Annotated in this window: 20 protein-coding genes and 1 tRNA gene; 15 read left to right on the top strand and 6 right to left on the bottom strand. The window is 63.6% G+C overall.

Annotated features, from left to right (window positions below; genetic code table 11):
- Window positions 1-28: 28 nt before the first annotated feature.
- From B7Y64_RS14755 to B7Y64_RS14735, 5 genes are all read right to left on the bottom strand, one after another.
- On the bottom strand, window positions 29-2,407 hold the full coding sequence (locus B7Y64_RS14755; protein WP_291327078.1) for an ABC transporter permease: 2,379 nt from the start codon (window positions 2,405-2,407) through the stop codon (window positions 29-31).
- Window positions 2,408-2,501: 94 nt separating this feature from the next.
- Window positions 2,502-3,275, bottom strand: coding sequence for an ABC transporter ATP-binding protein (locus B7Y64_RS14750; protein WP_024816210.1), 774 nt, complete (start codon window positions 3,273-3,275; stop codon window positions 2,502-2,504).
- A gap of 293 nt (window positions 3,276-3,568) precedes the next feature.
- Entirely contained in the window at window positions 3,569-4,447 is an 879-nt protein-coding gene (gene rarD, locus B7Y64_RS14745) for an EamA family transporter RarD (RefSeq protein ID WP_291327080.1), read from the bottom strand.
- A 135-nt stretch (window positions 4,448-4,582) separates the two neighbouring features.
- Window positions 4,583-5,677: a redox-regulated ATPase YchF gene (gene ychF / locus B7Y64_RS14740; protein ID WP_291327082.1), complete on the bottom strand. Its 1,095-nt coding sequence runs from the start codon at window positions 5,675-5,677 to the stop codon at window positions 4,583-4,585.
- An 82-nt stretch (window positions 5,678-5,759) separates the two neighbouring features.
- Complete coding sequence (locus B7Y64_RS14735; protein WP_291327084.1) at window positions 5,760-6,629, bottom strand: MOSC N-terminal beta barrel domain-containing protein; 870 nt, start codon at window positions 6,627-6,629, stop codon at window positions 5,760-5,762.
- A gap of 88 nt (window positions 6,630-6,717) precedes the next feature.
- On the opposite strand from B7Y64_RS14735, the gene B7Y64_RS14730 reads away from it, so the two are divergent.
- The 7 genes from B7Y64_RS14730 (at window position 6,718) to miaB (ending at window position 13,770) form a co-directional block, all read left to right on the top strand.
- Window positions 6,718-7,851: an FAD-dependent monooxygenase gene (locus tag B7Y64_RS14730; RefSeq protein WP_291327086.1), complete on the top strand. Its 1,134-nt coding sequence runs from the start codon at window positions 6,718-6,720 to the stop codon at window positions 7,849-7,851.
- A 50-nt stretch (window positions 7,852-7,901) separates the two neighbouring features.
- On the top strand, window positions 7,902-8,627 hold the full coding sequence (locus B7Y64_RS14725) for a DsbC family protein (RefSeq protein ID WP_291327089.1): 726 nt from the start codon (window positions 7,902-7,904) through the stop codon (window positions 8,625-8,627).
- A gap of 272 nt (window positions 8,628-8,899) precedes the next feature.
- Complete coding sequence (locus tag B7Y64_RS14720; RefSeq protein ID WP_291329231.1) at window positions 8,900-10,750, top strand: peptidase M61; 1,851 nt, start codon at window positions 8,900-8,902, stop codon at window positions 10,748-10,750.
- A 94-nt stretch (window positions 10,751-10,844) separates the two neighbouring features.
- Window positions 10,845-11,624: an enoyl-CoA hydratase gene (locus B7Y64_RS14715; RefSeq protein ID WP_291324044.1), complete on the top strand. Its 780-nt coding sequence runs from the start codon at window positions 10,845-10,847 to the stop codon at window positions 11,622-11,624.
- Between the two features lie 24 nt (window positions 11,625-11,648).
- A tRNA-Met gene (locus tag B7Y64_RS14710) sits at window positions 11,649-11,725 on the top strand.
- Window positions 11,726-11,898: 173 nt separating this feature from the next.
- The gene (locus B7Y64_RS14705; protein WP_114655841.1) at window positions 11,899-12,345 is read left to right on the top strand and encodes a hypothetical protein; all 447 of its coding nucleotides are present in this window, start codon (window positions 11,899-11,901) and stop codon (window positions 12,343-12,345) included.
- 90 nt (window positions 12,346-12,435) lie between these two features.
- Window positions 12,436-13,770 carry a tRNA (N6-isopentenyl adenosine(37)-C2)-methylthiotransferase MiaB gene (gene miaB, locus B7Y64_RS14700; protein ID WP_291324043.1) on the top strand — a complete coding sequence of 445 codons (1,335 nt, stop codon included), beginning with the start codon at window positions 12,436-12,438 and terminating at the stop codon, window positions 13,768-13,770.
- Between the two features lie 240 nt (window positions 13,771-14,010).
- On the opposite strand, the gene ffh is transcribed toward miaB, so the two are convergent.
- Entirely contained in the window at window positions 14,011-15,384 is a 1,374-nt protein-coding gene (ffh, locus tag B7Y64_RS14695; RefSeq protein ID WP_291324042.1) for a signal recognition particle protein, read from the bottom strand.
- An 85-nt stretch (window positions 15,385-15,469) separates the two neighbouring features.
- On the opposite strand from ffh, the gene ccsA reads away from it, so the two are divergent.
- The 8 genes from ccsA to B7Y64_RS14655 form a co-directional block, all read left to right on the top strand.
- Window positions 15,470-16,267: a cytochrome c biogenesis protein CcsA gene (gene ccsA / locus B7Y64_RS14690; protein ID WP_024812837.1), complete on the top strand. Its 798-nt coding sequence runs from the start codon at window positions 15,470-15,472 to the stop codon at window positions 16,265-16,267.
- Entirely contained in the window at window positions 16,264-16,491 is a 228-nt protein-coding gene (locus B7Y64_RS14685) for a PP0621 family protein (RefSeq protein ID WP_024812838.1), read from the top strand. Before ccsA ends, B7Y64_RS14685 begins: the two co-directional genes overlap by 4 nt.
- Before the next feature lie 4 nt (window positions 16,492-16,495).
- Entirely contained in the window at window positions 16,496-18,199 is a 1,704-nt protein-coding gene (locus B7Y64_RS14680) for a HAMP domain-containing sensor histidine kinase (RefSeq protein WP_291324041.1), read from the top strand.
- Window positions 18,200-18,214: 15 nt separating this feature from the next.
- The gene (locus B7Y64_RS14675) at window positions 18,215-19,720 is read left to right on the top strand and encodes a sigma-54 dependent transcriptional regulator (RefSeq protein WP_291324040.1); all 1,506 of its coding nucleotides are present in this window, start codon (window positions 18,215-18,217) and stop codon (window positions 19,718-19,720) included.
- The gene (ampD, locus tag B7Y64_RS14670; RefSeq protein WP_291324039.1) at window positions 19,704-20,324 is read left to right on the top strand and encodes a 1,6-anhydro-N-acetylmuramyl-L-alanine amidase AmpD; all 621 of its coding nucleotides are present in this window, start codon (window positions 19,704-19,706) and stop codon (window positions 20,322-20,324) included. Before B7Y64_RS14675 ends, ampD begins: the two co-directional genes overlap by 17 nt.
- Window positions 20,325-20,702: 378 nt before the next feature.
- Window positions 20,703-23,630 carry a ribonucleoside-diphosphate reductase subunit alpha gene (locus tag B7Y64_RS14665; RefSeq protein WP_291324038.1) on the top strand — a complete coding sequence of 976 codons (2,928 nt, stop codon included), beginning with the start codon at window positions 20,703-20,705 and terminating at the stop codon, window positions 23,628-23,630.
- 135 nt (window positions 23,631-23,765) lie between these two features.
- Window positions 23,766-24,962, top strand: coding sequence for a ribonucleotide-diphosphate reductase subunit beta (locus B7Y64_RS14660; protein ID WP_024812843.1), 1,197 nt, complete (start codon window positions 23,766-23,768; stop codon window positions 24,960-24,962).
- Between the two features lie 183 nt (window positions 24,963-25,145).
- Window positions 25,146-25,337 (top strand): hypothetical protein (locus B7Y64_RS14655; protein ID WP_291329225.1); only part of this gene is annotated, 192 nt, incomplete at its 3' end.

Genomic DNA, 25,337 nt, shown 5'->3' with positions numbered 1-25,337 from the left:
TTGCATTGTTCGCCTTGTTGGCCGCAGCCTATTCGCGCGTCTTGAGCGCACCCACCATGTCCAGCCGGTCGATTTGCCGGCGCACCACCAGCGCGCTGGCCAGGCCGGCTGCCACCACGCACAGGCCCGCCCAGGCATAGGTGCGCGCACTGATGACCACCGGGAACAGAAACTGGTCATTCTTGAGCAGTTCCACCAGCAGGTGCACCAGCCCCAGGCCCATGGCCATACCGAGCGGCAGCGCCAGCGCGATGCCAATCGCCAGTTCGCCCAGCAGCAGCGCCGACACCTCGCCCCGCGTAAATCCCAGCACGCGCAGGCTGGCCAGCTCCCAGGTGCGCTCGGCCAGCGCAATGCGGGAGTTGTTGTAAACCACTCCCACCGCAATCACGGCCGCAAACAGCGTGAGGATGGTGCTCATGATGCGCACATTGCGCGCGCTCACATCCTGCATGTTGCGCAGCAGTGTGGCCTTGCTGAAGGCGCCCGCCACCACCGGCAGGGCCTTGGTGGCCTCCAGAAAGCGCGCCTCCGAGCCCGGCTCCAGCGCCACGTCAAACTGCGAGGCCACATCGCCCTCTTGCAGCCAGCGGTTGAGCACATCGCGCTGCACATAGGCGTTCAGCCCCATCATTTCGCGCACGGTGGCCTGCACCGGCACCTGCAGCGTGCGCTGGCGGCCCTCCAGCACCTCCACGCGCACCCTGTCGCCCACGCGCACACCGAGCTTGTCGGCCATGCGGTCGGTCAGCAGCAGACCGGCGTCAGGCACGGGGCTTTGCCGGCCATCCACGTCGATCACGCGCAAGAGCTGCGCACCCGGTGCCACGCCTTGCAGCCCCACCCGCTCGCTGCGGTGGCCATGGCCCATGCGCACCGCCACGCTGCGCGTGGGCTCCACGCTTGTCACTCCGGGCAGGCGCGCCAGCTGCAGGCGGGCCAGGGCATCCACCGGTTCGGTCATCCACACGTTCACATCACTGCGCATCGCCAGGTGAAAGGTGGTGTCCACGATATGGTCGATGGCATCGCGAAAGAAGTTGCCCATGACCACGATGGCCACCGCCGCCGCCGTGCCGCCGATGGTGAGCGTGGTGCGCAGGGGCTTGCGCTCCATGTTGCGCAGGATCATGCGCAGCCCGGCCGGTATGCGGCGCACGCCCAGGCGCTCCAGCACGGTGCGCCGATACTGGCCCGGGGCAGGCGGGCGCATGGCCTCGGCCGGGGCCAGGCGCACGGTGGCTCCGATGGCGCTGAGCGTGCCCAGCAGGGCTGTGGTGCCGGTGACCCCCGCGCCCACCAGAATCAGCCAGGGCGCGATGCGGTGCTCGAACACCGGAAAAAAGAAGAACTCGGCGTACAACCCGGTCAGCATGGTGCCCAGCCAGTTGCCCAGCGCCACGCCCAGCGCCAGCCCCACCACCACGATCACGGCCACCAGCTTGAGGTAATGCCCGGCAATGGCCGCATTGGCATAGCCCAGCGCCTTGAGCGCAGCGATCTGCTCGCGCTGCGTGGCCACCAGGCGCGAGAGCACCACATGCAGCAAAAAAGCCGCCACGGCCAGAAAGATGGCGGGCAGCAAGGTGCCCATCACGCGCTGCTCCTTGATCTCGTTGTCGAGCATGGCGTGCGAAGACTGGTCTTCCCTGCCGCGGGCGTCGCGCCCGCCGTAGGGCGCCAGCAGGCGCGAGAGGCCATCGAGCACGGCGGGCTCTGACGCCTGCGGCGCCAGCTTGACGGCCACGCGGTTGAATGCGCCCTGCATGTCGTAGGCCGCGGCCAGTGCCTCGCGGTCCACCCAGAACACGCCAAAGCCGCGCAGGTCGGGCATGCCCGCCAGGCCCGCAAAGATGTATTCGGGCGACAGCGCCGTGCCCACGATGCGCAGGGTGCGGCGCTTGCCGTTGACCAGCGCAATCAGCTCGTCGCCCGGGTGCAGCCCGCGCACGCGGGCAAAGCCTTCGGACACCAGCGCATCAATGGCGCTGTCGCTGCGGCCCTGCCCCGCGCCGGGCGGGGCCAGGGCGCGGCCGCTGCGCACCGTGACCTGGTTCATGCGCGGCAGCTGGCGCAGGTCCACACCAATGAGCTGGCCGACGATGGGATCGACCAGCCCGGCGATCTCCACGCGCACCACCTGCTCCACCGTCACCTGCACATCGGCCACGCCGGGCACGCCGCGCAATACCTCGGCCAGTGCCAGCGGCGCACGCTTGACGGCGGCAAACGCATCGGCAAAGTGCCCCTGGGCATAAAACTGGTCGCGCGCCAGCGCCAGCGATTCCACCGCCGACAAGGTGGTGATGAAGCCCCCCAGGCCGCTGGCCACCACCAGCGCGATGGTGAGCGCCTGGCTCCACATGCGGCGCAAGTCGCGCAGCAGTTTGCGGTCGAGGGCTTTCATATTTATTGCCGCCGGGCCGCCCCAAGGCAAAAAGCGGCGCCCTTGGGGGGCAGCGGACCCCGCGCAGCGGGCGAGCGTGGGTGTGTTTTCTGCCTCACCACGACAGCTCCGAAGGCGAGAGCCGGTGCGCATTGCGCTCGATGCGCTGGATGGTGCCGTCCACCAGGTACACCACGCGGTCGGCCATGGCAGCGATGGCCGCGTTGTGCGTGATGACCACGGCCGTGGTGCCCAGCTCGGCATTGATGCGGGCGATCACCTCCAGCACCATCTTGCCGGTCTGGTAGTCGAGTGCGCCGGTGGGCTCGTCGCACAGCAGCACATCGGGGCGCTTGACGATGGCGCGGGCAATCGCCACGCGCTGCTGCTCGCCGCCCGACAGTTGCGCCGGAAAGTGGTGCTGGCGCGGCGTCAACCCCACCAGGCCAATCGCCTCGTCGATGGACATCGGGTGCGGCGCGATGTCGGTGACCAAGGCCACGTTTTCGCGCACCGTCAGGCTGGGGATCAGGTTGTAGAACTGAAACACAAACCCCACATGCTCGCGCCGGTAGGTGGTGAGCTCGCTCTCGCTGGCGCCGCTCAGGGCGTGGTCAGAAAAACGCACCTCGCCGCTGGTCGGCACATCCAGCCCACCCAGGATGTTGAGCAGCGTGGATTTGCCGCTGCCCGAGGCGCCCAGCAGCACCACGAACTCGCCGCGCACGATATCCAGGTTGACATCGTGCAGCGCACGCACTTGCACCTCGCCCGTCTGGTAGGTCTTGCACAAATTGCGCGCATGGAACACCACGGTGGCACCAGACGGTGCAGGCGGTACTGACGGTGCAGGCGGCGCCGGAAACGTGTCAACAGGTGCATCGGGCATGGAGGGCAGCGCTGCGCGCCGGACATAAAGACATTGCCGCACAGTGTGGGCGCTGATTGATGCGTGTCAACCACCCGTGGGCAAGCAAAGTGCACAAAACGGCGGCCACCGCACGATCCCGCCTTGCACTCCCGCCTTGTGGGCAGGGCCCGGCATTCACCCGGCCCACCACCTGCAGTGCCAACAGCACACCAAAAAATGCTACTAAAAATATAGCTGCTTGCGCTTACCCCATAAGCGCTAGAGCCGAATTTTACTTAAAATCTGATTCAAACGAATATTCCGACCCGCGCTCACGCTGCGGCACTGCTCCGGCGGGTCCACCAGCCCTCCAGGCTGTACACCAGCAGCGCCGCCCAGATCAGCACAAAACCCACCAGGCGCTCGGGCTCGAACGGCTCGTGAAACAGCCAGATCCCCAGCGCAAACTGCAGGCTGGGCGAGATGTACTGCAGGATGCCCAGCGTGGCCATGGGAATCAGGCGCGCACCCGCCGCAAACAGCAACAAGGGCACCGCAGTCATGGGGCCGGCTACCAGCAGCCACGCCACGGTGGCCGTATCCCCCTGCACCAGCGCGCCCTGCCCCTGCGACGACCACATGGCGAGTGCGGCCACCGCCACCGGCGCCAGCATCATGGTTTCCAGCGCCAGCCCCTCCAGTGCACCCAGCGTGGCCACCTTGCGCAACAGGCCATAGAAACCAAAGCTCAAGGCCAGCACCAGCGCAATCCAGGGCACGCGTCCGGCCTGCACCGCCAGCCACAGCACACCGGCCGCCGCCACCGCCACGGCCAGCCATTGCCCGGGGCGGGGCCGTTCGTGCAGAAAAACAAAACCCAGCGCTACATTCACCAGCGGAAGGATGAAGTAGCCGAGGCTGGCATCCACCACATGGTTGTTTTGCACCGCCCACACATAAGTGAGCCAGTTGACCGACAGCAGCAGCGCCGACACCGCAAACGCCCCCAGCACCCTGGGCTGGCCCCGCAGGGCGCGCATCCAGCCCCAGTGCCTGCGCACCGCCAGCACTGCCAACACAAACACCAGCGACCACACGGTGCGGTGCACCACCACCTCCAGCGCGGGCACATGGGCGACCTGCCGGAAATACAGCGGAAACAAGCCCCAGGCCATGTAGGCGAGGGTGGCATAGACGATTCCAGGAGTCATGGCGTGAAAAAGTGATGGGAAGCGGTCATGCAGGCAGCATGGGCCCGTTCCATAAAGCCATAAAAAATCCCTGCAACGCCAGGCGGTGCAGGGATGTGGGCAGAGACACGGGCCAAAAGGCCGCACGCTCTCCGGTTAGACGTTGAACAGGAAGTTCAGTACGTCGCCGTCTTTCACCACGTATTCCTTGCCTTCTGCGCGCATCTTGCCGGCATCCTTGGCGCCCTGCTCGCCCTTGTAGGCAATGAAATCATCAAACGCTATGGTCTGCGCGCGAATGAAGCCGCGCTCGAAGTCGCCGTGGATCACGCCGGCAGCCTGCGGGGCGGTGTCTCCAATGTGGATGGTCCAGGCGCGCACTTCCTTCACGCCGGCGGTGAAGTAAGTCTGCAGGCCCAGCAGCTTGAAGGCGCCACGGATCAGGCGGGCCAGGCCCGGCTCGGTCTGGCCCATCTCGGCCAGGAACATGTCGCGGTCTTCGTCGCCCATCTCGGCCATTTCTGCTTCCATCTTGGCGCAAATGGCCACCACGGGAGCATTCTGGCTGGCAGCATATTCCTTCAGACGATCCAGGAAGGGGTTGTTTTCAAAGCCGTCTTCGCTGACGTTGCCGACAAACATGGCGGGCTTGGCGGTGATCAGGCACAAGGACTTGAGCAGGGGCTGCTCTTCCTTGGTGATTGCCACCGAGCGGGCGGGCTTGCCTTCGTTGAGCGCGGCCTGGATGCGCGTGAGCAGCGCCACCAGCTTGGCGGCATCCTTGTCGTTGCCCGACTTGGCGGCCTTGGTGTAGCGGTTGAGCGCCTTGTCCACGGTGCCCATGTCGGCCAGGCACAGCTCGGTCTGGATGACTTCGATGTCCGAGATCGGATCAACGCGTCCGGCGACGTGGATCACGTTGTCGTCTTCGAAGCAGCGCACCACGTTCACGATAGCATCGGTTTCACGGATGTGGGCCAGAAACTGGTTGCCCAGGCCTTCGCCCTGGCTGGCACCGGCCACCAGGCCTGCGATGTCCACAAATTCGACGATGGCCGGCACGATGCGCTCGGGCTGGATGATCTCGGCCAGCTGCTGCAGGCGCGGGTCGGGCACCTCCACCACGCCCACATTGGGCTCAATGGTGCAAAAGGGATAGTTCTCGGCGGCGATGCCGGCCTTGGTCAGGGCGTTGAAGAGGGTGGACTTGCCGACGTTGGGCAGGCCCACGATGCCGCATTGGAGGCTCATGGCAGGGCTTTCTGGTGTTCTGGAGACAAACCACTGATTTTACGGGCCTGTGGCCTGGCCCGGTTTTCGCGCACCGCGACGTTCAGTCGAAACGCACATCTGCGCCAATGGGCTGCCCCACGCGCAGCACCTGCCCCACCCCCTGCCGCACGATGGCGTTCATGCCAAAGGTGATGGCGCCCCCTACACGCGGGTCCTGCCGATAGGCCTGCAAGGTGTCCGCCACCACCGGGCTGCTGTGTGCGGTGGCCGGATCGATGTTGGGAATGGGGCAGCGCGCGCAAGGCTTGACGGGCTGCAAGTGCACCTCTTGCTGCCCCACCGCCACGCGCAGCATGTCCACGCGGTCTTCGTCGTGCGCCTGCACCCCCGCCAGCACCACGTTGGGCCGAAAACGCTCCATGCCCACGGGCTCCTGCCCGGCGGCCACCAGGCGTGCATTGAGCTCTGCCAACGATGCCTCGCTGACCACCAGCAAGGGAAATCCGTCAGAAAACTGGTTGAGCGCCTCGACCCCCTGGGTCCAATCTGTGCTCGACAGACGGCGGTAGTGCGGGTCAAACCGCACCAGACGGCAGGGTTGCCCCAGAAAATCGCTGAACCATTGCGCAGCCAGGGGGCCCATGTCCCAGGCAGGCACGGTGTCCTTCCATACCGTGACGGTGGCCGGGCCCTCCACGGCATCCACTGCCAAATGCAGCGCCAGCATGCCCGGGGCGCGCAGCACCAGTTCCGAGGTTTTGAGCTGGGGACGAATCAGCGCCATGCGGGGCAAGGCGCGCTGGGTCAGGAACACGCCCAGGGCATCCACCACCATCCAGGCACGGTCCAGGTCCAGGCCGGTTTCGGTGAGCAATGCCTCCTGCACCTCCACTCCCGCGCAGGATTTGACCGGGTAAACAAACAGGCGCGAGATCGTGCCCGACAGATCGGATTCAGGGAAAGAAGTCACGCCGCAAAGCTCCTGACAGCGGCCGCGAGGGCCGGGTGCGCCATTTTGCCCCGCCCTCCGGTCCGTAGGGCCCTCCTACAATGCCGCCATGGCAAAAACCTTTGACATCTGTATCCGTGGCGCCGGCGTGGTGGGCCGCACCCTGGCCTTGCTGCTGGCCCGCGAGAGGCTGCGCGTAGCCCTGGTGGCCGCACCCGCTCCCGCGGTTGCGCCCACTGGCGATGTGCGAGCCTATGCACTGAATGCGGCCTCGCGCCAGTTGCTCGAGTCGTTGCGCAGCTGGCCCGACCCGGCCCATGCCACGGCAGTGACACAAATGCAGGTGTTTGGCGACCAGGGTGGCGCAGTGCACTTTGACGCCGCCACCCAGGGCGCGGACGCACTGGCCTGGATTGTGGATGTGCCAGCGCTGGAAGCCCGCCTGGCAGAAGCCGTGCGCTACCAGCCGCAAGTGGAGGTGGTGCCAGAGCCAGTGCCCGCGGCCCTTACCGCGGTGTGCGAAGGCCGGGCCAGCCGCACCCGCAGCGAGTTTGGGGTGGACTTCGAGGTGACGGCCTACGAACAGCACGCCATTGCCACGCGGCTGACGTGCGAACGCCCCCACGGCCAGGTTGCCCGCCAGTGGTTTTCGCCCGACGGCATCCTGGCTTTTTTGCCGCTGGACGGTGCGCAGGGGAACTCCGTGGCAGTGGTCTGGTCTGTCATCAAGGAACGGGTGCCCGAGTTGCTGGCGCTGGAACCGCAGGAATTCGCCCAGCGCCTGCACGACGCCAGTCATGGCGCACTCGGCGCATTGCAACTGAGTGGTGAGCGTGCGGCCTGGCCCTTGCAGCAGGCGCGCGCCAACCGCTGGTGCGGGGCTCTGCCTGCGCAGGGCGGCCAGGCACGCAGCTGGGTACTCGCCGGTGATGCTGCGCACAACGTGCATCCGCTGGCAGGACAAGGGCTGAACATGGGGCTGGCAGATGCGCAGGTATTGGCCCGCGTGCTGCACGGACGCGACTACTGGCGCAGCGTGGCGGATTTGCGCTTGCTGCGCGGTTACGAGCGCGAGCGCAAGGCGGACATGCTGCCCATGGGGCTGGCAACCGACAGTCTGCAGCAGCTTTTTGCGCGGACCGAAGGGCCATGGCAGGCGCTGCGCAACTGGGGCATGAAAGGTTTCGAGCGCAGCGGCCCCCTGAAGGAATGGATGGCTCGCCAGGCCATGGGAACCCACTGAATTTGGTGGCTGCACAGGCAGCCGCAGCGACACCACTGAACGAGAACACGATGCAATTGATTCCCACCCTGCTGGCCACGGCCGCTTTCGCCCTGAGTTTCACCGCTTCCGCCCAGGAGGCCGCCATCCGCAAAACGCTGGCCGAACGCATTCCGCAAATGGAAAAAATCGACGAGGTGCGCACCACTGCCATGCCTGGCCTGTATGAAGTGCGCATCGGCACCGATCTTTTTTATACCGACGCCAAAGGCAACTACGTCATCCAGGGCGAGCTGATCGACACCAAGGCGCGCCGCAACCTGACCGAAGACCGCATTAACAAACTCACGGCGGTGGAGTTTTCTGCCCTGCCCCTGAAGGATGCCTTCACCATCGTGCGTGGCGATGGCAAACGCAAGGTGGCGGTGTTTGAAGACCCCAACTGCGGCTATTGCAAGCGTTTCGAGCGGGACATGCAGAACGTGGACAACATCACGGTCTATCTGTTTCTCTACCCCATCCTCAGCCCCGACTCGGCAGAAAAATCCCGCAACATCTGGTGCGCCAAAGACCGGGCCGCCACCTGGCACGACTTCATGCTGCGCGACAAGACCCCCAACACCGCCAGCTGCGACACCAGCGCCATTCAGCGCAATCTTGCCTTCGGCAAAAAATACAAGATCACCGGAACCCCCACGCTGATATTCACCGACGGCTCACGCGTTCCGGGCGCCATCAACGCCCAGGATGTAGAAAAGCGCCTGGCAGAGGCCGGCAGCGCCCCCAGCAGCAACTGAACGCCTGCAGGGACGTCACTCCCCGCGCCATCCTCCCAGCCCCCGAGACCCCGGCGGGTGAAGCGCGCATCGGAGCCAGGAGGCCGTCAGACCTGGGGCGTCGAAAGCGAAAATGGCCCCCAGCGAGGACAGTCTTTGCAGGATTGGCTGCTTCATGGCACGGTTATGGGGCAAAAATAAGGTAGATGACTAGACCGCTGCGGCCCGTTTGCAGCCGACGTTGTCCGAGTCCGACAGCCTACTAAGCACCCGCCTTGCGCGACGCCGCACCCATGCCCACCTTCCGTACCTCCCGCAAACCCTCCAGCCAAGCCAGCCAGGCCACCCAGGCCCCCGTTCACTACCGCATCGAAGCCGCCGACCCACATGCCCGGCTGTTCACCGTCACACTGACCGTGGCGCACCCGCAGGAACAACAGGAGTTGTCGCTTCCTGTCTGGATACCGGGCAGCTATCTGGTGCGCGAGTTTTCCAAAAATCTGCAGCGCCTGAGTGCACAACAAGGCCGGCGTGTGCCGCTCTTGCAGCTGGACAAGCACCGCTGGCGCGCCACCTGCCGCACCGACCGGCCCCTGGTGCTTACCTACGAAGTGTGTGCCTACGACAGCTCGGTGCGCACTGCCTGGCTGGATGCCTCGCGCGGCTTCTTCAATGGCACCAGCGTGTGCCTGCGTGTGCATGGCCAAGAGGATGCGCCCCATGCACTCGAAGTCGCCAGCACTGCGGCCACCGCCCACTGGTCTGTCGCCACGGGGCTGACGCCGCAGTCCATCGACAAAAGGGGCTTTGGCTCGTATGCGGCAAGCCACTACGACGAACTGGTGGACTGCCCGGTCGAAATGGGAACCTTCTGGAGCGGGCAATTCACCGCCTGCGGCGTGGCCCACCGATTCGTGGTGGCGGGTGCCGCGCCATCGTTTGACGGCAAACGCCTGCTGGCCGACACCCAGAAAATCTGCGAGACCGCCATCCGCTTCTGGCACGGCAAGGGCAAGCCGCCAATCAAAAATTACCTCTTCATGCTCAATGCCGTTCACGACGGCTATGGCGGCCTGGAACACCGCAACTCCACGGCCCTGATTTGCGGCCGGCATGACCTGCCCCGCACGGGCGAAGCGCGCGCCAGTGATGGCTACACCACCTTGCTCGGCCTCATCAGCCACGAGTATTTCCACACCTGGAACGTCAAGCGCCTGCGCCCGGCAGAGTTTTTCCGCTACGACTACAGCCAGGAGAATTACACCCAGCTGCTGTGGTTTTTTGAGGGCTTCACCAGCTACTACGACGACCTGCTGCTGCGCCGTGCGGGTCTGATCGACGATGCCACCTACCTCAAGCTGCTGGCCAAGGCCACCAACCAGGTGCTGCAGACACCGGGCCGCAGCGTGCAGACGGTGGCGCAGGCCAGTTTTGATGCCTGGGTGAAGTATTACCGCCAGGATGAAAACACCCCCAACGCCACGGTGAGCTACTACACCAAGGGCTCGCTGGTCGCCCTGTGCCTGGATCTCACGCTGCGCCGTGAAGGCAAGACCACACTCGACGACGTGATGCGCGCCCTCTGGAAGCGCTGCGCCGGCGGCCCCATGACCGAGGCCGACCTGCGCGCCGAGCTGGCCTCGCTAGCGGGGCGGTCCTTTGACAACGAGCTGGACCAGTGGGTGCACAGCACCGCCGAACTCCCCCTGGCCGAGCTGCTGGCCGCTCATGGAGTGGCACTCAAGCCCGAGCAGCCCCAGCTGGCGCAGCGCCTGGGCCTGCGCGTCACCGAAAACCACAGCGTGCAGCTCAAGACCGTGCTGCGTGGCGGCCCCGCCGAAAAGGCGGGCATGGCCGCGGGGGATGAGTGGCTGGGCATGCAAGTGCAAGGCCAGGGCTGGCGCATTGCCCGGCTGGAGGATGTGGCGTTTTATGCGGGAGCGGCGACACATGTCACTGCCGTGGTGGCACGCGATGGCCGCCTGCTGCAGTTGCCCATGGCGCTGCCGGCTGCACAGGCGGCTGTTGCCCCCGGCAAGTCAAAACCGGCAGGGCGGCGCAGCCGCAAGGCCACTGCAGCAACGCCAGACACCATCAGCCTCACCGCAACCGACAGCACTGCGCTGGGACGCTGGCTGGCCTGAGCGCCAGCGCCATCGCGGAGCACAACCGGCCCGACTTTGTGCTTCGGTATAGTCCCCCAGGTTGTCTGAATAACCCATCAACCCAGGAGATTTCATGGCCTACGAAACCATTGAGGTTCGCATCGAAGCGGACAAGGTTGGCGTCATCACGCTGAACCGCCCCAAACAACTGAATGCCCTGAACGACCAGCTCATGAACGAACTGGGCGAGGCGCTCAAGGCGTTTGATGCCGATGAAAAGATTGGCTGCACCATCATCACGGGCAGCGAAAAGGCGTTTGCCGCCGGTGCCGACATTGGCGCCATGGCCAAATACAGCTTCGCCGACGCCTACAAGGGCGACTACATCACCCGCAACTGGGAGCAGATCCGCGCCATCCGTAAACCCGTGATTGCGGCCGTGAGCGGCTTTGCACTGGGTGGCGGCTGCGAACTGGCCATGATGTGCGACTTCATCATCGCCGCCGACAACGCCAAGTTTGGCCAGCCCGAAATCAAGCTCGGGGTGATCCCCGGCGCGGGTGGCACACAGCGCCTGCCGCGCGCAGTGGGCAAATCCAAAGCCATGGACATGGCCCTCACCGGCCGCATGATGGACGCCGTGGAGGCAGAACGCGCAGGCCTGGTAAGCCGCGTGGTCACTCTGGACAAATTGATGGAAGAAGCCCTGGGCGCAGCCCTGGTCATTGCCAACTTCTCGCAAATTGCGGTGATGGCCGCCAAGGAGTCGGTGAACCGGGCCTTCGAAGGCTCACTGTCTGACGGCGTGATGTTCGAGCGCCGGCTGTTCCATGCGCTGTTCGCCACCCAGGACCAGAAGGAAGGCATGGACGCCTTCGTCAACAAGCGCACGGCGAACTTCACCCACCAGTAAATTTGTTCTATAATTTTGTTCTGCGGTGATATAGCTCAGTTGGTTAGAGCGCAGCATTCATAATGCTGATGTCGGTGGTTCAAATCCACCTATCACCACCACCATTCAAAAGCCCGCAAACAGTTCTCTGTTGCGGGCTTTTTCCATGGGCGATGTCTTCGCACCAGCCGCTCTCTCACGGCAGATTTTTCGAACACCGGACGCCCGCCACCCCGGCCCAGGGGCAGCCGCGTAAAATGAGCGTCCCTTTCACCCCAGCCTCTGGATACACACCATGACCCGCTGCCGCGCCACCCCGTTTTCGGCCACTACATCACCCCACAGCTTCTGGCGCGCCCTCGCGGCTGCGCTGGGCACTGCCCTGGTGCTGGCCAGCACCCCTGCCACCGCCCAGGTACCCTCGGGCATGGGGTCGGTGCGCAACTTCCCCGATGCCGCGCTGCGCGGCGAACTCACCGTCAACAGCACCGCCGACGCCACCCTGAACGGCAACGCCATCCGCATGGCCCCCGGAATGCGGCTGTTCAGCCCACAGAACACGCTGGTCATGGCCCACACGGTTTTGGGGCAGCGTTTCAAGGTGAACTACGTCATCGAGCCCAGCACGGGCCTGCTGATTTCGGCCTGGATCCTCACCAAGGCAGAGGCAAGCCAGCCACGCAAGGCCAGCGATTCCGTTGGGCGCAACTTCCGCGTCGAGTCGGACACAACCCCCAGATAACCGCTGCAACCACCGGCCTGCCCGGTGGTGTGCAGTTCACGCCACGCGCCCCTGTGCGCCATGGCGTGCATTCCTGTTCGAGAAATCGCCATGTCCAAAAAAGTCTTTATCAAAACCTTCGGCTGCCAGATGAACGAGTACGACTCGGACAAGATGGCCGATGTGCTGAACGCCGCCCAGGGCTATGAACCCACCCAGAATGTGGATGAGGCCGACCTGATTCTGTTCAACACCTGTTCGGTGCGCGAAAAAGCGCAGGAGAAGGTTTTCAGCGACCTTGGCCGCATCAAGCACCTGAAAGCCAAGGGCGTGAAAATCGGCGTGGGCGGTTGTGTCGCCAGCCAGGAAGGCGCCGAGATCATCAAGCGCGCGCCCTACGTGGACGTGGTATTTGGCCCCCAAACCCTGCACCGCCTGCCCGAAATGCTGAACGAGCGCGATCGGCAGGACCGCCCACAGGTGGACATCAGCTTTCCCGAGATCGAAAAATTTGACCACCTGCCACCCGCGCGCGTCGAGGGCGCATCGGCGTTTGTGTCAATCATGGAAGGCTGCAGCAAATACTGCAGCTACTGCGTAGTGCCCTACACGCGCGGCGAAGAGATGAGCCGCCCGTTCGACGACGTGCTGGTGGAAGTGGCGGGCCTGGCCGACCAGGGCGTCAAGGAAATCACCCTGCTGGGCCAGAACGTGAACGCCTACCGGGGCCCTATGGGCGACACCAGTGAAGTGGCCGACCTGGCGCTGCTGCTTGAATACGTGGCCGACATTCCGGGCATCGAGCGCCTTCGCTTTACCACCAGCCACCCCAACGAGTTCACGCCCCGGCTCATTGAGGCCTACGGGCGCATCCCCAAGCTGGCCAACCACCTGCATCTGCCGGTGCAGCATGGATCGGACCGCATCCTCATGGCCATGAAGCGCGGCTACACCGCCATGGAATACAAGAGCACGGTGAAGAAGCTGCGCGCCATCCGCCCCGATCTGGCCATGAGCAGCGATTTCATCGTCGGTTTTCCTGGCGAAACCGAAGAAGATTTCGGCAAGATGATGAAGCTCATCGACGACATCCACTTTGACAACAGCTTCAGTTTCATTTTCAGCCCCCGCCCCGGCACGCCCGCGGCCGGCCTGCACGACGACACCCCGCACGATGTGAAACTGCGCCGCCTGCACGAGCTGCAGGCCGTCATCAACGCCAACATCAAGACCATCAGCGAAAGCCGCGTGGGCACGGTGCAGCGCATTCTGGTGGAAGGCGCCTCCAAGCGCGACACCACGGAGCTGATGGGCCGCACCGAGTGCAATCGCGTGGTCAACTTTGTGGGCCAGCCCCGCCTGGTGGGCCAGATGGTGGACGTGACCATCACCGAAGCCAAGGCGTACACGCTGCGTGGCGACGTGCTGGTGCGCGCCATGGCGTGATCTGCCGTACGATGCCCAGAATGGATAAAAAAGTGAGCGCCTTGCGCTTGCTATCTATAGGTTTCAGACATTTTTGTATCGGAAACCATTTCTGATATGGCGCAAGCAGCTACTTTTTTAATAGCATCACAGCGGCGCACTGCCCACAAAAAAACCGGCTTCACGCCGGTTTTTTGCTTTTGTTTTGATAGCTTACAGCGCTTATTCCGTAAGCGCTTATGGCCAAAAACACCTCAATAATCAGAACGGCATCTTGGGCATACCGCCCATGCCTTTCATACCGCCCATTTTCTTCATCATTTTCATCAGACCGCCGCCCTTCATTTTTTTCATCATGCCCTGCATCTGCTCAAATTCCTTGAGCATGCGATTGACCTCCTGCACCTGCACGCCCGCGCCGTTGGCAATGCGCTTCTTGCGGGTGGCCTTGATGAGTTCGGGCTTGCGGCGCTCCAGCGGGGTCATGCTGTGGATGATTCCCTCCTTGCGCTTGATGTCTTTTTCGGCTTTGTCCATGTCCACCGCACCGGCCTTGGCGGTGAGGTGCGAGGGCAGTTTGTCCATGAGGCTGGACAGGCCGCCCATCTGCTTCATCTGCTGAATCTGCGAGAGAAAGTCGTTCAGATCAAAGCCGTCGCCGCTTTTGACTTTGGCGGCCAGCTTCTGCGCCGCCTCCATGTCCACACCCGCGCTCACCTGCTCGACCAGCGCAACGATGTCGCCCATGCCCAGGATACGGCCCGCGTGGCGCTCGGCGTCGAACACCTCCAGGCCATCGATTTTTTCCGACACGCCAGCGAACTTGATGGGCGCACCCGTGATCTGGCGCACCGACAGCGCCGCGCCGCCGCGCGAATCGCCGTCGAGCTTGGTCAGCACGATACCGGTCAGGGGCAACGCCTCTTTGAACGCCTTGGCCGTGTTGATCGCGTCCTGGCCCTGCATGGCATCGACCACAAACAGGGTTTCGACCGGGTTCAGTGCCGCGTGCAGGTCCTTGATTTCCTTCATCAAGGCCTCATCGATGGCCAGGCGGCCCGCTGTGTCCACCAGCAGCACATCAAAGTAGTGCTTTTTGGCGTAATCGAGGGCCGCCAGGGCGATGTCGAGCGGCTTTTGCTCGGGCGTGCTGGGGAACCACTCGGCACCGGCTTGCCTGGTCACGGTCTTGAGCTGCTCAATGGCGGCGGGGCGGTACACGTCGCCCGACACGGTCAGCACCTTCTTCTTGCGCTTTTCAATCAGGTGCTTGGCCAGCTTGGCGGTGGTGGTGGTCTTGCCCGCACCCTGCAGACCGGCCATCAGGATCACAGCGGGCGGCTGGGCGGCCAGGTTGATGTCGGATACCCCCTCGCCCATGGTGGCGGCCAGTTCGCGGTTGACGATGCTGACCAACGTCTGCCCGGGCTTGAGCGAGCCCAGCACTTCCTGGCCCAGCGCCTTCTCTTTGACGCGGGCAATGAAGTCGCGCACCACGGGCAGCGCCACGTCAGCTTCGAGCAGAGCCATGCGCACCTCGCGCAGCATGTCCGTGACGTTGGACTCGGTGATGCGGGCCTGGCCACGCATCTCCTTGACGAGGCGCGTGAGTTTGTCGGTAAGGGCGGAGGCCATAGGGTATTCCGGTAGTGCCCGCAAGCGCCGGTGGCGCGCGGACCCGCCAGGGCGCTGGCGGTGGGCGAAAGGCTAAACTGTACCCATGATTTTACCCAGTGCTTCCCCTGTCAGCTGGCTATTGGCCCTCGCGGCCGCAGCCGCGTATGCCTCTTCGGCGGCTGCGTCGTCACGCCTGAGCACCGCGGCGGCGCGCAATGTGCTGCTACTGGCATGGGTGCTGCATGCGGCCGTGCTGGCGTGGGGGCTGTGGGGCGATACCCCCCGCTTCGGGTTTGCACACGCGCTGTCGATGACCGCGTGGCTGGTGCTCACGGTGTATGCCGTCGAACGCCAGCTTTTTCCGCAGTTGCGGGCGCGCTGGATACTGGCCTTGCTGGGTGCGGGGGCGGTGCTGCTGTCCCTGGTGTTTTCTGGCCAGCCTTTGCATGTAACCGCCTCGCCCTGGCTGCCGCTGCACCTGGCCCTGGGCATTGCCTGCTACGGACTTTTTGCTGCCGCAGTCGTGCATGCCTGGCTCATGACGCGTGCCGAGCACCATATCCGCCAGGCAGAAGACCCGCAAAGCGGTATCCCGCTGCTCACGCTGGAGCGACTGACCTTCCGCTTCGTCACGGCTGGTTTTGTGCTGTTGACGGCCACTTTGCTCGCTGGCTGGCTGTTTGGCGAAACGCTTTACGGGCATCCAGGCCGCTGGGACCACAAGGCGGTTTTCTCGCTGCTGTCGTGGGTCACCTTTGCCACCTTGCTGCTGGGCCGCGCACGCTTTGGCTGGCGTGGGCGCAATGCGGTGCGAATACTCTACGCCGGCGCCGGTCTTTTGCTGCTGGCGTATGTGGGTTCGCGCTTCGTGATGGAAGTGGTTTTGGGTCGCAGCACATGAAATACCTGGTTTTGCTGATTGTGCTGGCGGTGGTCGTGGGTGTCTGGCGAAGCCGCCGTCCCCCGGCATCCGGCCCCGAGAAGGCCGCCCCCCGGGCGCCTGTCCTGCCCCAGGACATGGTGGCCTGCAGCCACTGCGGCGTGCATGTACCGCGCGCAGAGGCACTGATGTTGGGGCAGCACGCCTACTGCTGCGCCGAACACAGGCGCCAACACAGCGCCTGACACCATGCCGTTCCTGCCGCCGGGTCTTTCACCGTCTACCGCAGATGCACCTTTTGTGCGCATGTGGCGCGGGTTTCTGACCGGCCGCGTCATGGTGGCGCTGACTCTGCTGTTTTTGCAGGGCCTGGGGCAGTTCATCAACCTGGCGGCAGAGCCGGCCACGCTGGCGGTGTGCGTGGCCTACCTTGCGGTAACGCTGGCCGAGCGCGCACTTGCAGGCCGCGCCCCTCCGCCGCCCGCTGCGGGCCCCCGGTGGCTTGCGTTCATTGGCGTGGACCTGGCGGCGGTATGCGCCTTGCAATTGCTGCAGGCCGGCACCATGAATTACACGCCCCTGTTCGGCCTGCCCATCCTGATGGCGGCAGTGCTGGGCACGCTGACCCTGGCTCTGGGCACGACGGCAGCCGCCACCTTGCTGCTGCTGGCCTTGGCCTGGTGGCAAGGGCAGATCAGCGGCGGCGATGACGCCTCGCGCTATCTCCAGAGCGCACTGGCCGGCACGGGCTTTTTCATCATCACTTACCTGGTGCACCAGCTGTCCGTGCGGCTGACGCGAGAGCAGCAGCTCGCCCAGAAAAGCCAGATGGCGGCGAGAGTGCAGTCCCAGGTGAGCGCGCTGGTGATCGAGCACCTCACCGATGGCGTGCTGGTGCTGGACCGCCAGGATGTCGTGCGCATTGCCAACCCGGCCGCACTGCTGCTGCTGGGCGGCCCCGGCTCACTGGCGCCCCCCTTCTCCCTGAACGAGGACCCCGCCTGGCTGCCACTGGTAAAGCTGGCGCAGCGCACATTCCTCAAGGAACAGCCCATCACCACCGATGCCGACCTGCTGCATCCGGGCCAGAGCCCCACCGGGCTGCATGTGCGCACCTGGCTGACCGCCTCGCGCCACGAGTCCCTGCATGAGCCGGTTGAGCGCTTGTGCGTGATGTTCCTGCACGACCTGCGCGAGTTGGAAGCGCGCTTGCGCACAGAAAAACTGGCAGCCATGGGCCGCATGTCCGCTGCCGTGGCCCACGAAATTCGCAACCCGCTGGCCGCCATCGTTCAGGCCAATGCCTTGCTGGAGGAGGATCTGCACGACCCGGGCCAGCAACGGCTCGCCCAGATGGTGCGGCAGAACGCAGAGCGCCTGGCGCGCATCGCCGAAGAGGTGCTGGACATTGCCCGGGTGCAGCACCAGATCAGCCACGCGCCCGCCTCCACGCTGCTGCTGGACGACACCGTGGCCCAGATCTGCGCCGACTGGCAGCACCAGAACCCGGCACAGCGCCGCGCCAGCATTTCACTGATGGGCCACAACGCCCAGATCGAGTTTGATACCGAGCACTTGCGGCGTGTGCTGTTCAACCTGCTGGACAACGCCGTGCGCTACAAGGGCCCCCACGACGATTCGCTGGCCATTACCACCCGGGTCAGCCCGTCGGGGGCCATCAGCCTGCAGGTATGGAGCGATGGGGCACCCATGGACAAATCGGTGGAACGCCACCTGTTCGAGCCCTTCTTTTCGTCTGAAAGCCGATCCAGCGGACTGGGCCTGTATATCTGCCGGGAGCTGTGCCAACGCCACGGCGCCTCGATTGGCTATCAGCGCCTGGTGCGCACCACACCACGCGGCGAAATCGGTGGCAATGCTTTTACCGTGGGTTTCCGCCGCAATACACGCCCTGCCGAAAATGCCACCCTGTTTGACACCATCGTCGTCTGAACGGCCACTGAATCCATGAATGCCCCAGCCGCCTCCATCCTTGTCGTTGACGACGAGCCCGATCTGCGCACCCTGTATGAACTCACGTTGCTGCGCGAAGGTTACCGCGTGGAAACCGCATCCAGCGTTCAGGAGGCACGCCAGCAACTGAAAGACCACCGTTTCGACGCCGTCATTACCGACATGCGCCTGCCCGATGGTTTTGGCATGGAGCTGTTGCTGGATCTGCGAAACCAGCAGCGCCGTGAACGTTGTGTGGTCATGACGGCTTACGGGTCTGCAGAAAACGCGGTCGAAGCGCTGCGCTCGGGGGCCTTCGACTACCTGACCAAGCCGGTAGACCTGAAACAGTTCCGTTCGGTGGTGGCTTCGGCAGTCCAGGGGACGGGGGGAGTTCCTGCGCCGCGCTCCAGCCGCAGCCCGGCACGCCCGGGCAGCACGACCGAGCCCACAGGCACCGGGAGCGCGCTGGACCGCCTTATTGGCGAGTCGGAGGCCATTTGCAATGTCAAGCAGCGGATTGCCAAGGTTGCCCGCAGCATGGCCCCGGTGCTCATCCACGGGGAGTCCGGAACCGGCAAGGAGCTGGTGGCCCAGGCGTTGCACGCCAGCAGTCAGCGGTCTGAAGGCCCGCTCATTGCCGTCAATTGCGGCGCCATCCCCGAAAACCTGCTGGAAGCCGAATTCTTTGGCGCCCGCAAAGGGTCGTACACCGGGGCCGGTCAGGACCGCGACGGCTATTTCCAGGCCGCACGCGGCGGCACACTGTTTCTCGACGAAATCGGCGATCTGCCCCTGGCAATGCAATCGAAGCTGCTTCGCGCCATTCAGGAGCGCAGCGTGCGGCCCCTGGGCTCGACCCAGGAGGAAACCGTGGACGTGCGGATCGTGAGCGCCACCCACCGCGACCTCGCGGCCGACGTGCTGTCGGGCCGGTTCCGCCAGGATCTGTATTACCGCCTGAACGTGATCGAAATCGTCATTCCTCCGCTGCGCGAGCGGAGAGAGGATCTGCCCGCGCTGTGCACGGCGTTGCTGGCCCGCATAGCGCAGGAATCGGGAATGAAGACACCGGCACTCACGGAGCAGGCGCTGAATGCCATTGCCAGCCACCCCCTGACCGGCAACGTGCGCGAGCTGGAGAACCTACTGCACCGGGCCGTGGCACTGAGCGACGGGGATGAACTGCACGTGGAGTGCGCCACCTCTGCCGCCGATGCCTTTGGCGCCCGCCCATCGTCCACCCAGCCAGTGGCCACGACAGCGTCCGTTGCCGACGCCGAGCCCGGCATGGCGGCAACCAGCGGACTGACACCGTGCACTTCACTGCCAAACGATCTTCAAGCCTGGCTGGACCAGCAGGAACGGGAGATCCTGGTGCGCGCGCTGCGCGAGGCCAACTTCAACCGGACAGCCACCGCGGCGCGGCTGGGAATCAGCCTGCGACAAATCCGTTACCGCATTGCCCGGTTGAACATCTCCGCCCCGAGCGACAACGACGCACATGACGACCTTGGCTGAAGGGCCACCCTCCCAAACCCGGTGGGACGCGGGCTGGCATCACGAGGCCCTCAGGCAACCTTCTCCCAATTTTGGCCCGCGCCCCAGTGGCGCTGCCGTGGATCTGATCGTGGTCCATTCCATCAGCCTTCCGCCGGGGAGCTATGGCAGCGGGTCGGTACAAAAACTGTTCGCCAACGCCCTGGACTGGGACGCGCACCCTTACTTTCAAAGCATCCGGGGACTGCAGGTGTCGGCGCACTTCTTCATAGAACGGGATGGCACCCTCTGGCAATTTGTGGACTGCGACGAGCGCGCCTGGCACGCAGGCCAGTCGAGTTACCGGGGGCGATCGCAGTGCAACGACGACTCGATTGGTGTCGAGCTGGAGGGGCTCGAAGGTCAGATGTTTGAGCCGGTGCAATACGAGGTGCTGGCCAGACTGTGCGCCGACATCCGGGAGCGCTACCCCGTCGCCCATGTGGCGGGGCACGAACACATCGCACCGGGACGCAAGCAAGACCCCGGCCCCGGATTTGACTGGACAAGGCTTCAGCGCCTGCTCGCCTGGCCCCTCACGCAGTTTCCTGCGGAAACCCGAGGCACACCGGACCCGCACCGGTGACGCCTGCGACACCGCTGTAGCACGCAAACATCACCGTTTGTAACGCGCCCCCAGCGGTGCGAAAAAAACCCGCGTCAACGCCCACGCGGCCTGGTCCAGGAAAACCGCCTGCGACGCCCGGTTTTGCTTGATTTCAGTCATCACATATCGGCTGCATGGGGCCTGCGGGATCATTCGATTTCCCGCTGCGCCGCACTGCAACAGCGCACCTCGGATTGTGACCCCCATCAAGGCGATACACTACAGGTAGTGTCTTGAATACTATCTACACACCATCTATAGTGTGCGACAGATTTTCGCCGTTACACACTGAAAACACCGCGACCGCTTTTCCCAGCCCGCCCGCCCATCCCGTACAGCCCACAGAAGAGGACACCCATGCAAGCTGCTTTGACCACCCCCGACAACCTCGCCGCCACGCCACAGGCGCTGCCATCCCACGCTCCCGCGACGGCCAATGTGCTGACCCACTACCAGATCATCCGGCGCAACGGCGCAGTGGTCCCGTTTGAGCCGCAAAAGATCGCCGTCGCCATGATGAAAGCCTTTCTGGCCGTGCACGGTACACAAGGCGCCGCATCGGCCAGCGTGCGCGAGGTGGTGGACATGCTGACCCAGAATGTGACCCGCGCGCTGATGCGCTCACGCCCCGGCGGCGGCACCTTTCACATTGAGGACGTGCAGGACCAGGTGGAACTGGGGCTGATGCGCAGCGGTCACCATGAAATTGCTCGGGCCTACGTGCTCTACCGCGAGCGCCGCACCCAGGAGCGCGCGCGACAAGCCGAAGAGCAAACCCCTGCAGCCCCCCAGTTGCATGTCATGGACGGCGGTGAGCGCGTGGCGCTGGACCTGGCCCGCCTGCAGTCGCTCATTGCATCGGCCTGCGTCGGCCTGGGTTCAGACATCAGCGCCCAGCCCATCGTGGCGGAAACCATGCGCAACCTGTATGACGGCGTACCGATGGAAGAGGTCTACAAGGCGTCCATTCTTGCCGCACGCACACTCATCGAGAAGGATCCGGACTACACCTACGCCACAGCGCGCCTGTTGCTGCACACGATCGTGCGTGAGGTGCTGGGCCGCGAAGTCACTCAGGCCGAAATGGCGCAAAGCTATGTGGACTATTTCCCGCAGTTCATCAAGAAGGGTGTGGAGCACGAGCTGCTGGATGAACGTCTGCTGCAGTACGACCTGCAGCGCCTGGGCGCCGCCCTCAAGGCCGACCGCGACCTGCAATTTGATTACCTCGGCCTGCAAACCCTGTATGACCGCTACTTCCTGCACGTCAAGAAAACGCGCATCGAGCTGCCCCAGGCTTTCTTCATGCGCGTGGCCATGGGACTCTCGCTCAATGAGATCGACCGCGAAGCACGCGCCATCGAGTTCTATGAGATTCTTTCCAGCTTCGACTTCATGTCCAGCACGCCCACGCTGTTCAACAGCGGCACGCGGCGTTCGCAGTTGTCCAGCTGCTACCTCACAACAGTACCCGACGACCTCGATGGCATCTATGAGTCCATCAAGGAAAACGCCCTGCTGTCCAAGTTTGCTGGCGGCCTGGGCAACGACTGGACCCGCGTGCGCGCGCTGGGCAGCCACATCAAGGGCACCAATGGCGAGTCGCAAGGGGTGGTGCCCTTCCTCAAAGTGGTCAACGACACGGCCGTGGCCGTGAACCAGGGCGGCAAGCGCAAAGGCGCCGTCTGCACCTACCTGGAAACCTGGCACCTCGATATCGAAGAGTTCCTGGAGCTGCGCAAGAACACCGGTGACGACCGCCGCCGCACGCACGACATGAATACCGCCAACTGGATTCCCGATCTGTTCATGCGCCGCGTGATGGAAAAGGGCACCTGGACGCTGTTCTCGCCGTCTGACGTGCCTGACCTGCACGACCTTTTTGGCGCAGCCTTTGAAAAGGCCTATGTCGCCTACGAAGAGGCGGCAGCGCGCGGCGAGATCAAGCCTGCCAAGACGGTACAGGCCACCGACCTGTGGCGCAAGATGCTGACCATGCTGTTCGAAACCGGCCACCCCTGGATCACGTTCAAGGATGCCTGCAACGTGCGTTCACCCCAGCAGCACGCCGGCGTGGTGCACTCGTCCAACCTGTGCACCGAAATCACGCTGAACACCAGCGACACCGAAACCGCCGTGTGCAACCTGGGTTCGCTCAATCTGCTGCAGCACATCAAGGACGGCAAACTCGACCACGACAAGCTCAAGAAGACCATCAAGGTGGCCATGCGCATGCTCGACAACGTGATCGACATCAACTACTACGCCGTCAAGAAGGCCCGGGAGTCCAACCTGCGCCACCGCCCGGTGGGCCTGGGGGTCATGGCCTTTCAGGACAGCCTGTACGAACTGCGCATTCCTTACGCTTCGCAAGAAGCCGTGGAATTTGCCGATCAATCGATGGAAGCCATCTGCTATTACGCCTACTGGGCTTCCAGTGATCTGGCCAGGGAGCGCGGTAAATATCACAGCTACAAAGGCTCGCTATGGGATCGCGGCATCCTGCCTTTGGACACGCTCGACATGCTGTCAACGGCCCGCGGCGGCTATGTGGAAGTGGATCGCTCGTCCACGCTGGACTGGGACGCCCTGCGCAACAAGATTGCACAGGACGGCATGCGCAACTCGAATTGCGTTGCCATCGCCCCCACGGCCACGATTTCCAACATCATTGGGGTGGATGCCTCCATCGAACCCTCGTTCGGCAACCTGTCAGTCAAGTCCAACCTGTCAGGCGAATTCACCGTGATCAATGGTGGCCTGGTGCGCGACCTCAAGCGACTGGGCTTGTGGGATGACGTGATGATCATGGACCTCAAGCACTTCAAGGGATCGCTCCACCCGATCGACCGCGTGCCCCAGGACATCAAGGCGCTGTACTCCACGGCGTTTGAAGTCGACCCACAGTGGCTGGTGGAGGCAGCATCGCGCCGCCAGAAGTGGATTGACCAGGCGCAGAGCCTGAACATCTATATGGCGGGCGCATCGGGCAAAAGACTGGACGACACCTACAAACTTGCCTGGGTGCGCGGACTCAAGACCACGTACTACCTGCGCACACAAAGTGCCACACACGTCGAGATGAGCACGGTGACCACGCGCCAGCTCAACGCGGTTTCGTCGGGCAATGAAGGTGGTGCAACCAGCGCATCGACACCTGCGCGGGCCCACTCCAGCGCACTCGAAACCGCGGCGGCCGCCGCGGCAACACCCGGTGCCGCACTGCCGGCCACGGACATCAAGTTCTGCGCGATCGACGATCCCGGCTGCGAAGCCTGTCAGTAACAACGGCAACGGCAACGCATCGGCCTTGTCCGATGCGTTGCGCATGTGTTGTGAAGCAACAAAACCTTGCTGCACAACGCTTCAGTGCTTTTCTTTTTGCAGCACTGCTTTCATAATCCGAACACTGGAAAATCTATGTTGACCTGGGACGAAGAAGTCAAGCCCTCATCGCAAAATCAACTGGACGGCGGTCTGAACCACAACCGCCTGGCGGGACAACCGCCTCTGTCTTTCCAGCCCCCCTCAGCGCAAGTCGTAGGTGCTGCAGTCAGCGCCGGCGGTGGTGTGCCCGCGCCCACCGCTGCGGCAGCGCACCGCCGCGTGAACGCAGCCGACAAACGCATCATCAACGGCCAGACCGACGTCAACCAGCTGGTTCCATTCAAGTACAAGTGGGCGTGGGAAAAATACCTGGCCACTTGCGCCAATCACTGGATGCCGCAGGAAGTGAACATGACGCGGGACATCGCGTTGTGGAAAGACCCCAACGGCCTGACGGATGACGAGCGCCGCATCATCAAGCGCAACCTGGGCTTCTTTGTCACCGCAGACTCGCTGGCGGCCAACAACATTGTGCTGGGCACCTATCGCCACATCACAGCACCAGAGTGCCGCCAGTTTCTGTTGCGCCAAGCATTTGAAGAAGCCATCCACACGCACGCCTACCAGTACATCGTGGAGTCGCTCGGTCTTGATGAAAGCGAAATCTTCAACGCCTACAACGAAGTCCAGTCGATTCGCGACAAGGACCAGTTCCTGATCCCCTTCATCGAGGCGATCATGGATCCCAACTTCCATACCGGCACTCCCGAGAACGACCAGACGCTGCTCAAATCGCTGATCGTCTTTGCCTGCCTGATGGAGGGTCTGTTCTTCTACGTCGGTTTCACGCAGATCCTGGCGCTGGGTCGCCAGAACAAGATGACCGGTGCCGCCGAGCAGTACCAGTACATCCTGCGGGACGAGTCAATGCACTGCAATTTCGGCATCGACCTGATCAATCAGCTCAAGCTGGAAAACCCCCACCTCTGGACAGCAGCGTTCAAGGCAGAAATCAAGGCACTGTTCCTCAGGGCGGTTGAGCTGGAGTACCGCTACGCCGAAGACACCATGCCGCGCGGCGTGCTCGGAATGAATGCCTCCATGTTCAAGGGCTACCTGCGTTACATCGCCAATCGCCGCGCCACGCAGATCGGGCTGGAAACGCTGTTCCCCAACGAAGAAAACCCGTTTCCCTGGATGAGCGAGATGATCGACCTGAAGAAGGAACGCAACTTCTTCGAGACCCGCGTTATTGAATACCAGTCTGGTGGTGCGCTGTCCTGGGACTAGCACCTTTCGCATCACACCACCATGGATCTTTACACCACGCCCCACGCCGACAACGCCTCAGAGCGCCATCGCGTGGGTCGTTTCCGTGTTCATGGAGATGGAGTTCTTATCCATCTTCATGGATCGCTTTCTGTCCACTGCAGACAGAGAGTGCTCTTTGCAAATTGACCCAAGGAGAACATGATGGCAACTGCGAAAAAACCGGCCGCCAAGAAGGCCGCTCCAGCGAAGAAAGTAATGGCCGCCACGAAGGCTGCACCAGCGAAGAAAGCTGCTGCTCCTGCCAAGAAGGTAGTGGCTGCCAAGAAGGCTGCGCCAGCGAAGAAAGCTGCCGCTCCTGCCAAGAAGGTAGTGGCTGCCAAGAAGGCTGCGCCA

Origin of the sequence: Acidovorax sp. 35-64-16 (assembly GCF_002281195.1) — a bacterium.
In the GTDB taxonomy this organism is placed as follows: domain Bacteria; phylum Pseudomonadota; class Gammaproteobacteria; order Burkholderiales; family Burkholderiaceae_C; genus Acidovorax; species Acidovorax defluvii.
Note: the sequence above shows the minus strand (reverse complement) of the source record. Positions and strands in the feature narration are given on the sequence as shown.

What these genes read in the sequence shown, in the direction of transcription:
- B7Y64_RS14730 (WP_291327086.1), top strand. Translation starts at nt 6,718, where the DNA reads ATGGCAAAAACCTTTGACATCTGTATCCGTGGCGCCGGCGTGGTGGGC.
- ampD (WP_291324039.1), top strand. Translation starts at nt 19,704, where the DNA reads ATGACGACCTTGGCTGAAGGGCCACCCTCCCAAACCCGGTGGGACGCG.
- rarD (WP_291327080.1), bottom strand. Translation starts at nt 4,447, where the DNA reads ATGACTCCTGGAATCGTCTATGCCACCCTCGCCTACATGGCCTGGGGC.
- B7Y64_RS14725 (WP_291327089.1), top strand. Translation starts at nt 7,902, where the DNA reads ATGCAATTGATTCCCACCCTGCTGGCCACGGCCGCTTTCGCCCTGAGT.
- ccsA (WP_024812837.1), top strand. Translation starts at nt 15,470, where the DNA reads ATGATTTTACCCAGTGCTTCCCCTGTCAGCTGGCTATTGGCCCTCGCG.
- B7Y64_RS14750 (WP_024816210.1), bottom strand. Translation starts at nt 3,275, where the DNA reads ATGCCCGATGCACCTGTTGACACGTTTCCGGCGCCGCCTGCACCGTCA.
- ychF (WP_291327082.1), bottom strand. Translation starts at nt 5,677, where the DNA reads ATGAGCCTCCAATGCGGCATCGTGGGCCTGCCCAACGTCGGCAAGTCC.
- B7Y64_RS14755 (WP_291327078.1), bottom strand. Translation starts at nt 2,407, where the DNA reads ATGAAAGCCCTCGACCGCAAACTGCTGCGCGACTTGCGCCGCATGTGG.
- B7Y64_RS14665 (WP_291324038.1), top strand. Translation starts at nt 20,703, where the DNA reads ATGCAAGCTGCTTTGACCACCCCCGACAACCTCGCCGCCACGCCACAG.
- B7Y64_RS14685 (WP_024812838.1), top strand. Translation starts at nt 16,264, where the DNA reads ATGAAATACCTGGTTTTGCTGATTGTGCTGGCGGTGGTCGTGGGTGTC.
- B7Y64_RS14715 (WP_291324044.1), top strand. Translation starts at nt 10,845, where the DNA reads ATGGCCTACGAAACCATTGAGGTTCGCATCGAAGCGGACAAGGTTGGC.
- B7Y64_RS14720 (WP_291329231.1), top strand. Translation starts at nt 8,900, where the DNA reads ATGCCCACCTTCCGTACCTCCCGCAAACCCTCCAGCCAAGCCAGCCAG.
- B7Y64_RS14675 (WP_291324040.1), top strand. Translation starts at nt 18,215, where the DNA reads ATGAATGCCCCAGCCGCCTCCATCCTTGTCGTTGACGACGAGCCCGAT.
- ffh (WP_291324042.1), bottom strand. Translation starts at nt 15,384, where the DNA reads ATGGCCTCCGCCCTTACCGACAAACTCACGCGCCTCGTCAAGGAGATG.
- B7Y64_RS14660 (WP_024812843.1), top strand. Translation starts at nt 23,766, where the DNA reads ATGTTGACCTGGGACGAAGAAGTCAAGCCCTCATCGCAAAATCAACTG.
- B7Y64_RS14705 (WP_114655841.1), top strand. Translation starts at nt 11,899, where the DNA reads ATGACCCGCTGCCGCGCCACCCCGTTTTCGGCCACTACATCACCCCAC.
- B7Y64_RS14680 (WP_291324041.1), top strand. Translation starts at nt 16,496, where the DNA reads ATGCCGTTCCTGCCGCCGGGTCTTTCACCGTCTACCGCAGATGCACCT.
- miaB (WP_291324043.1), top strand. Translation starts at nt 12,436, where the DNA reads ATGTCCAAAAAAGTCTTTATCAAAACCTTCGGCTGCCAGATGAACGAG.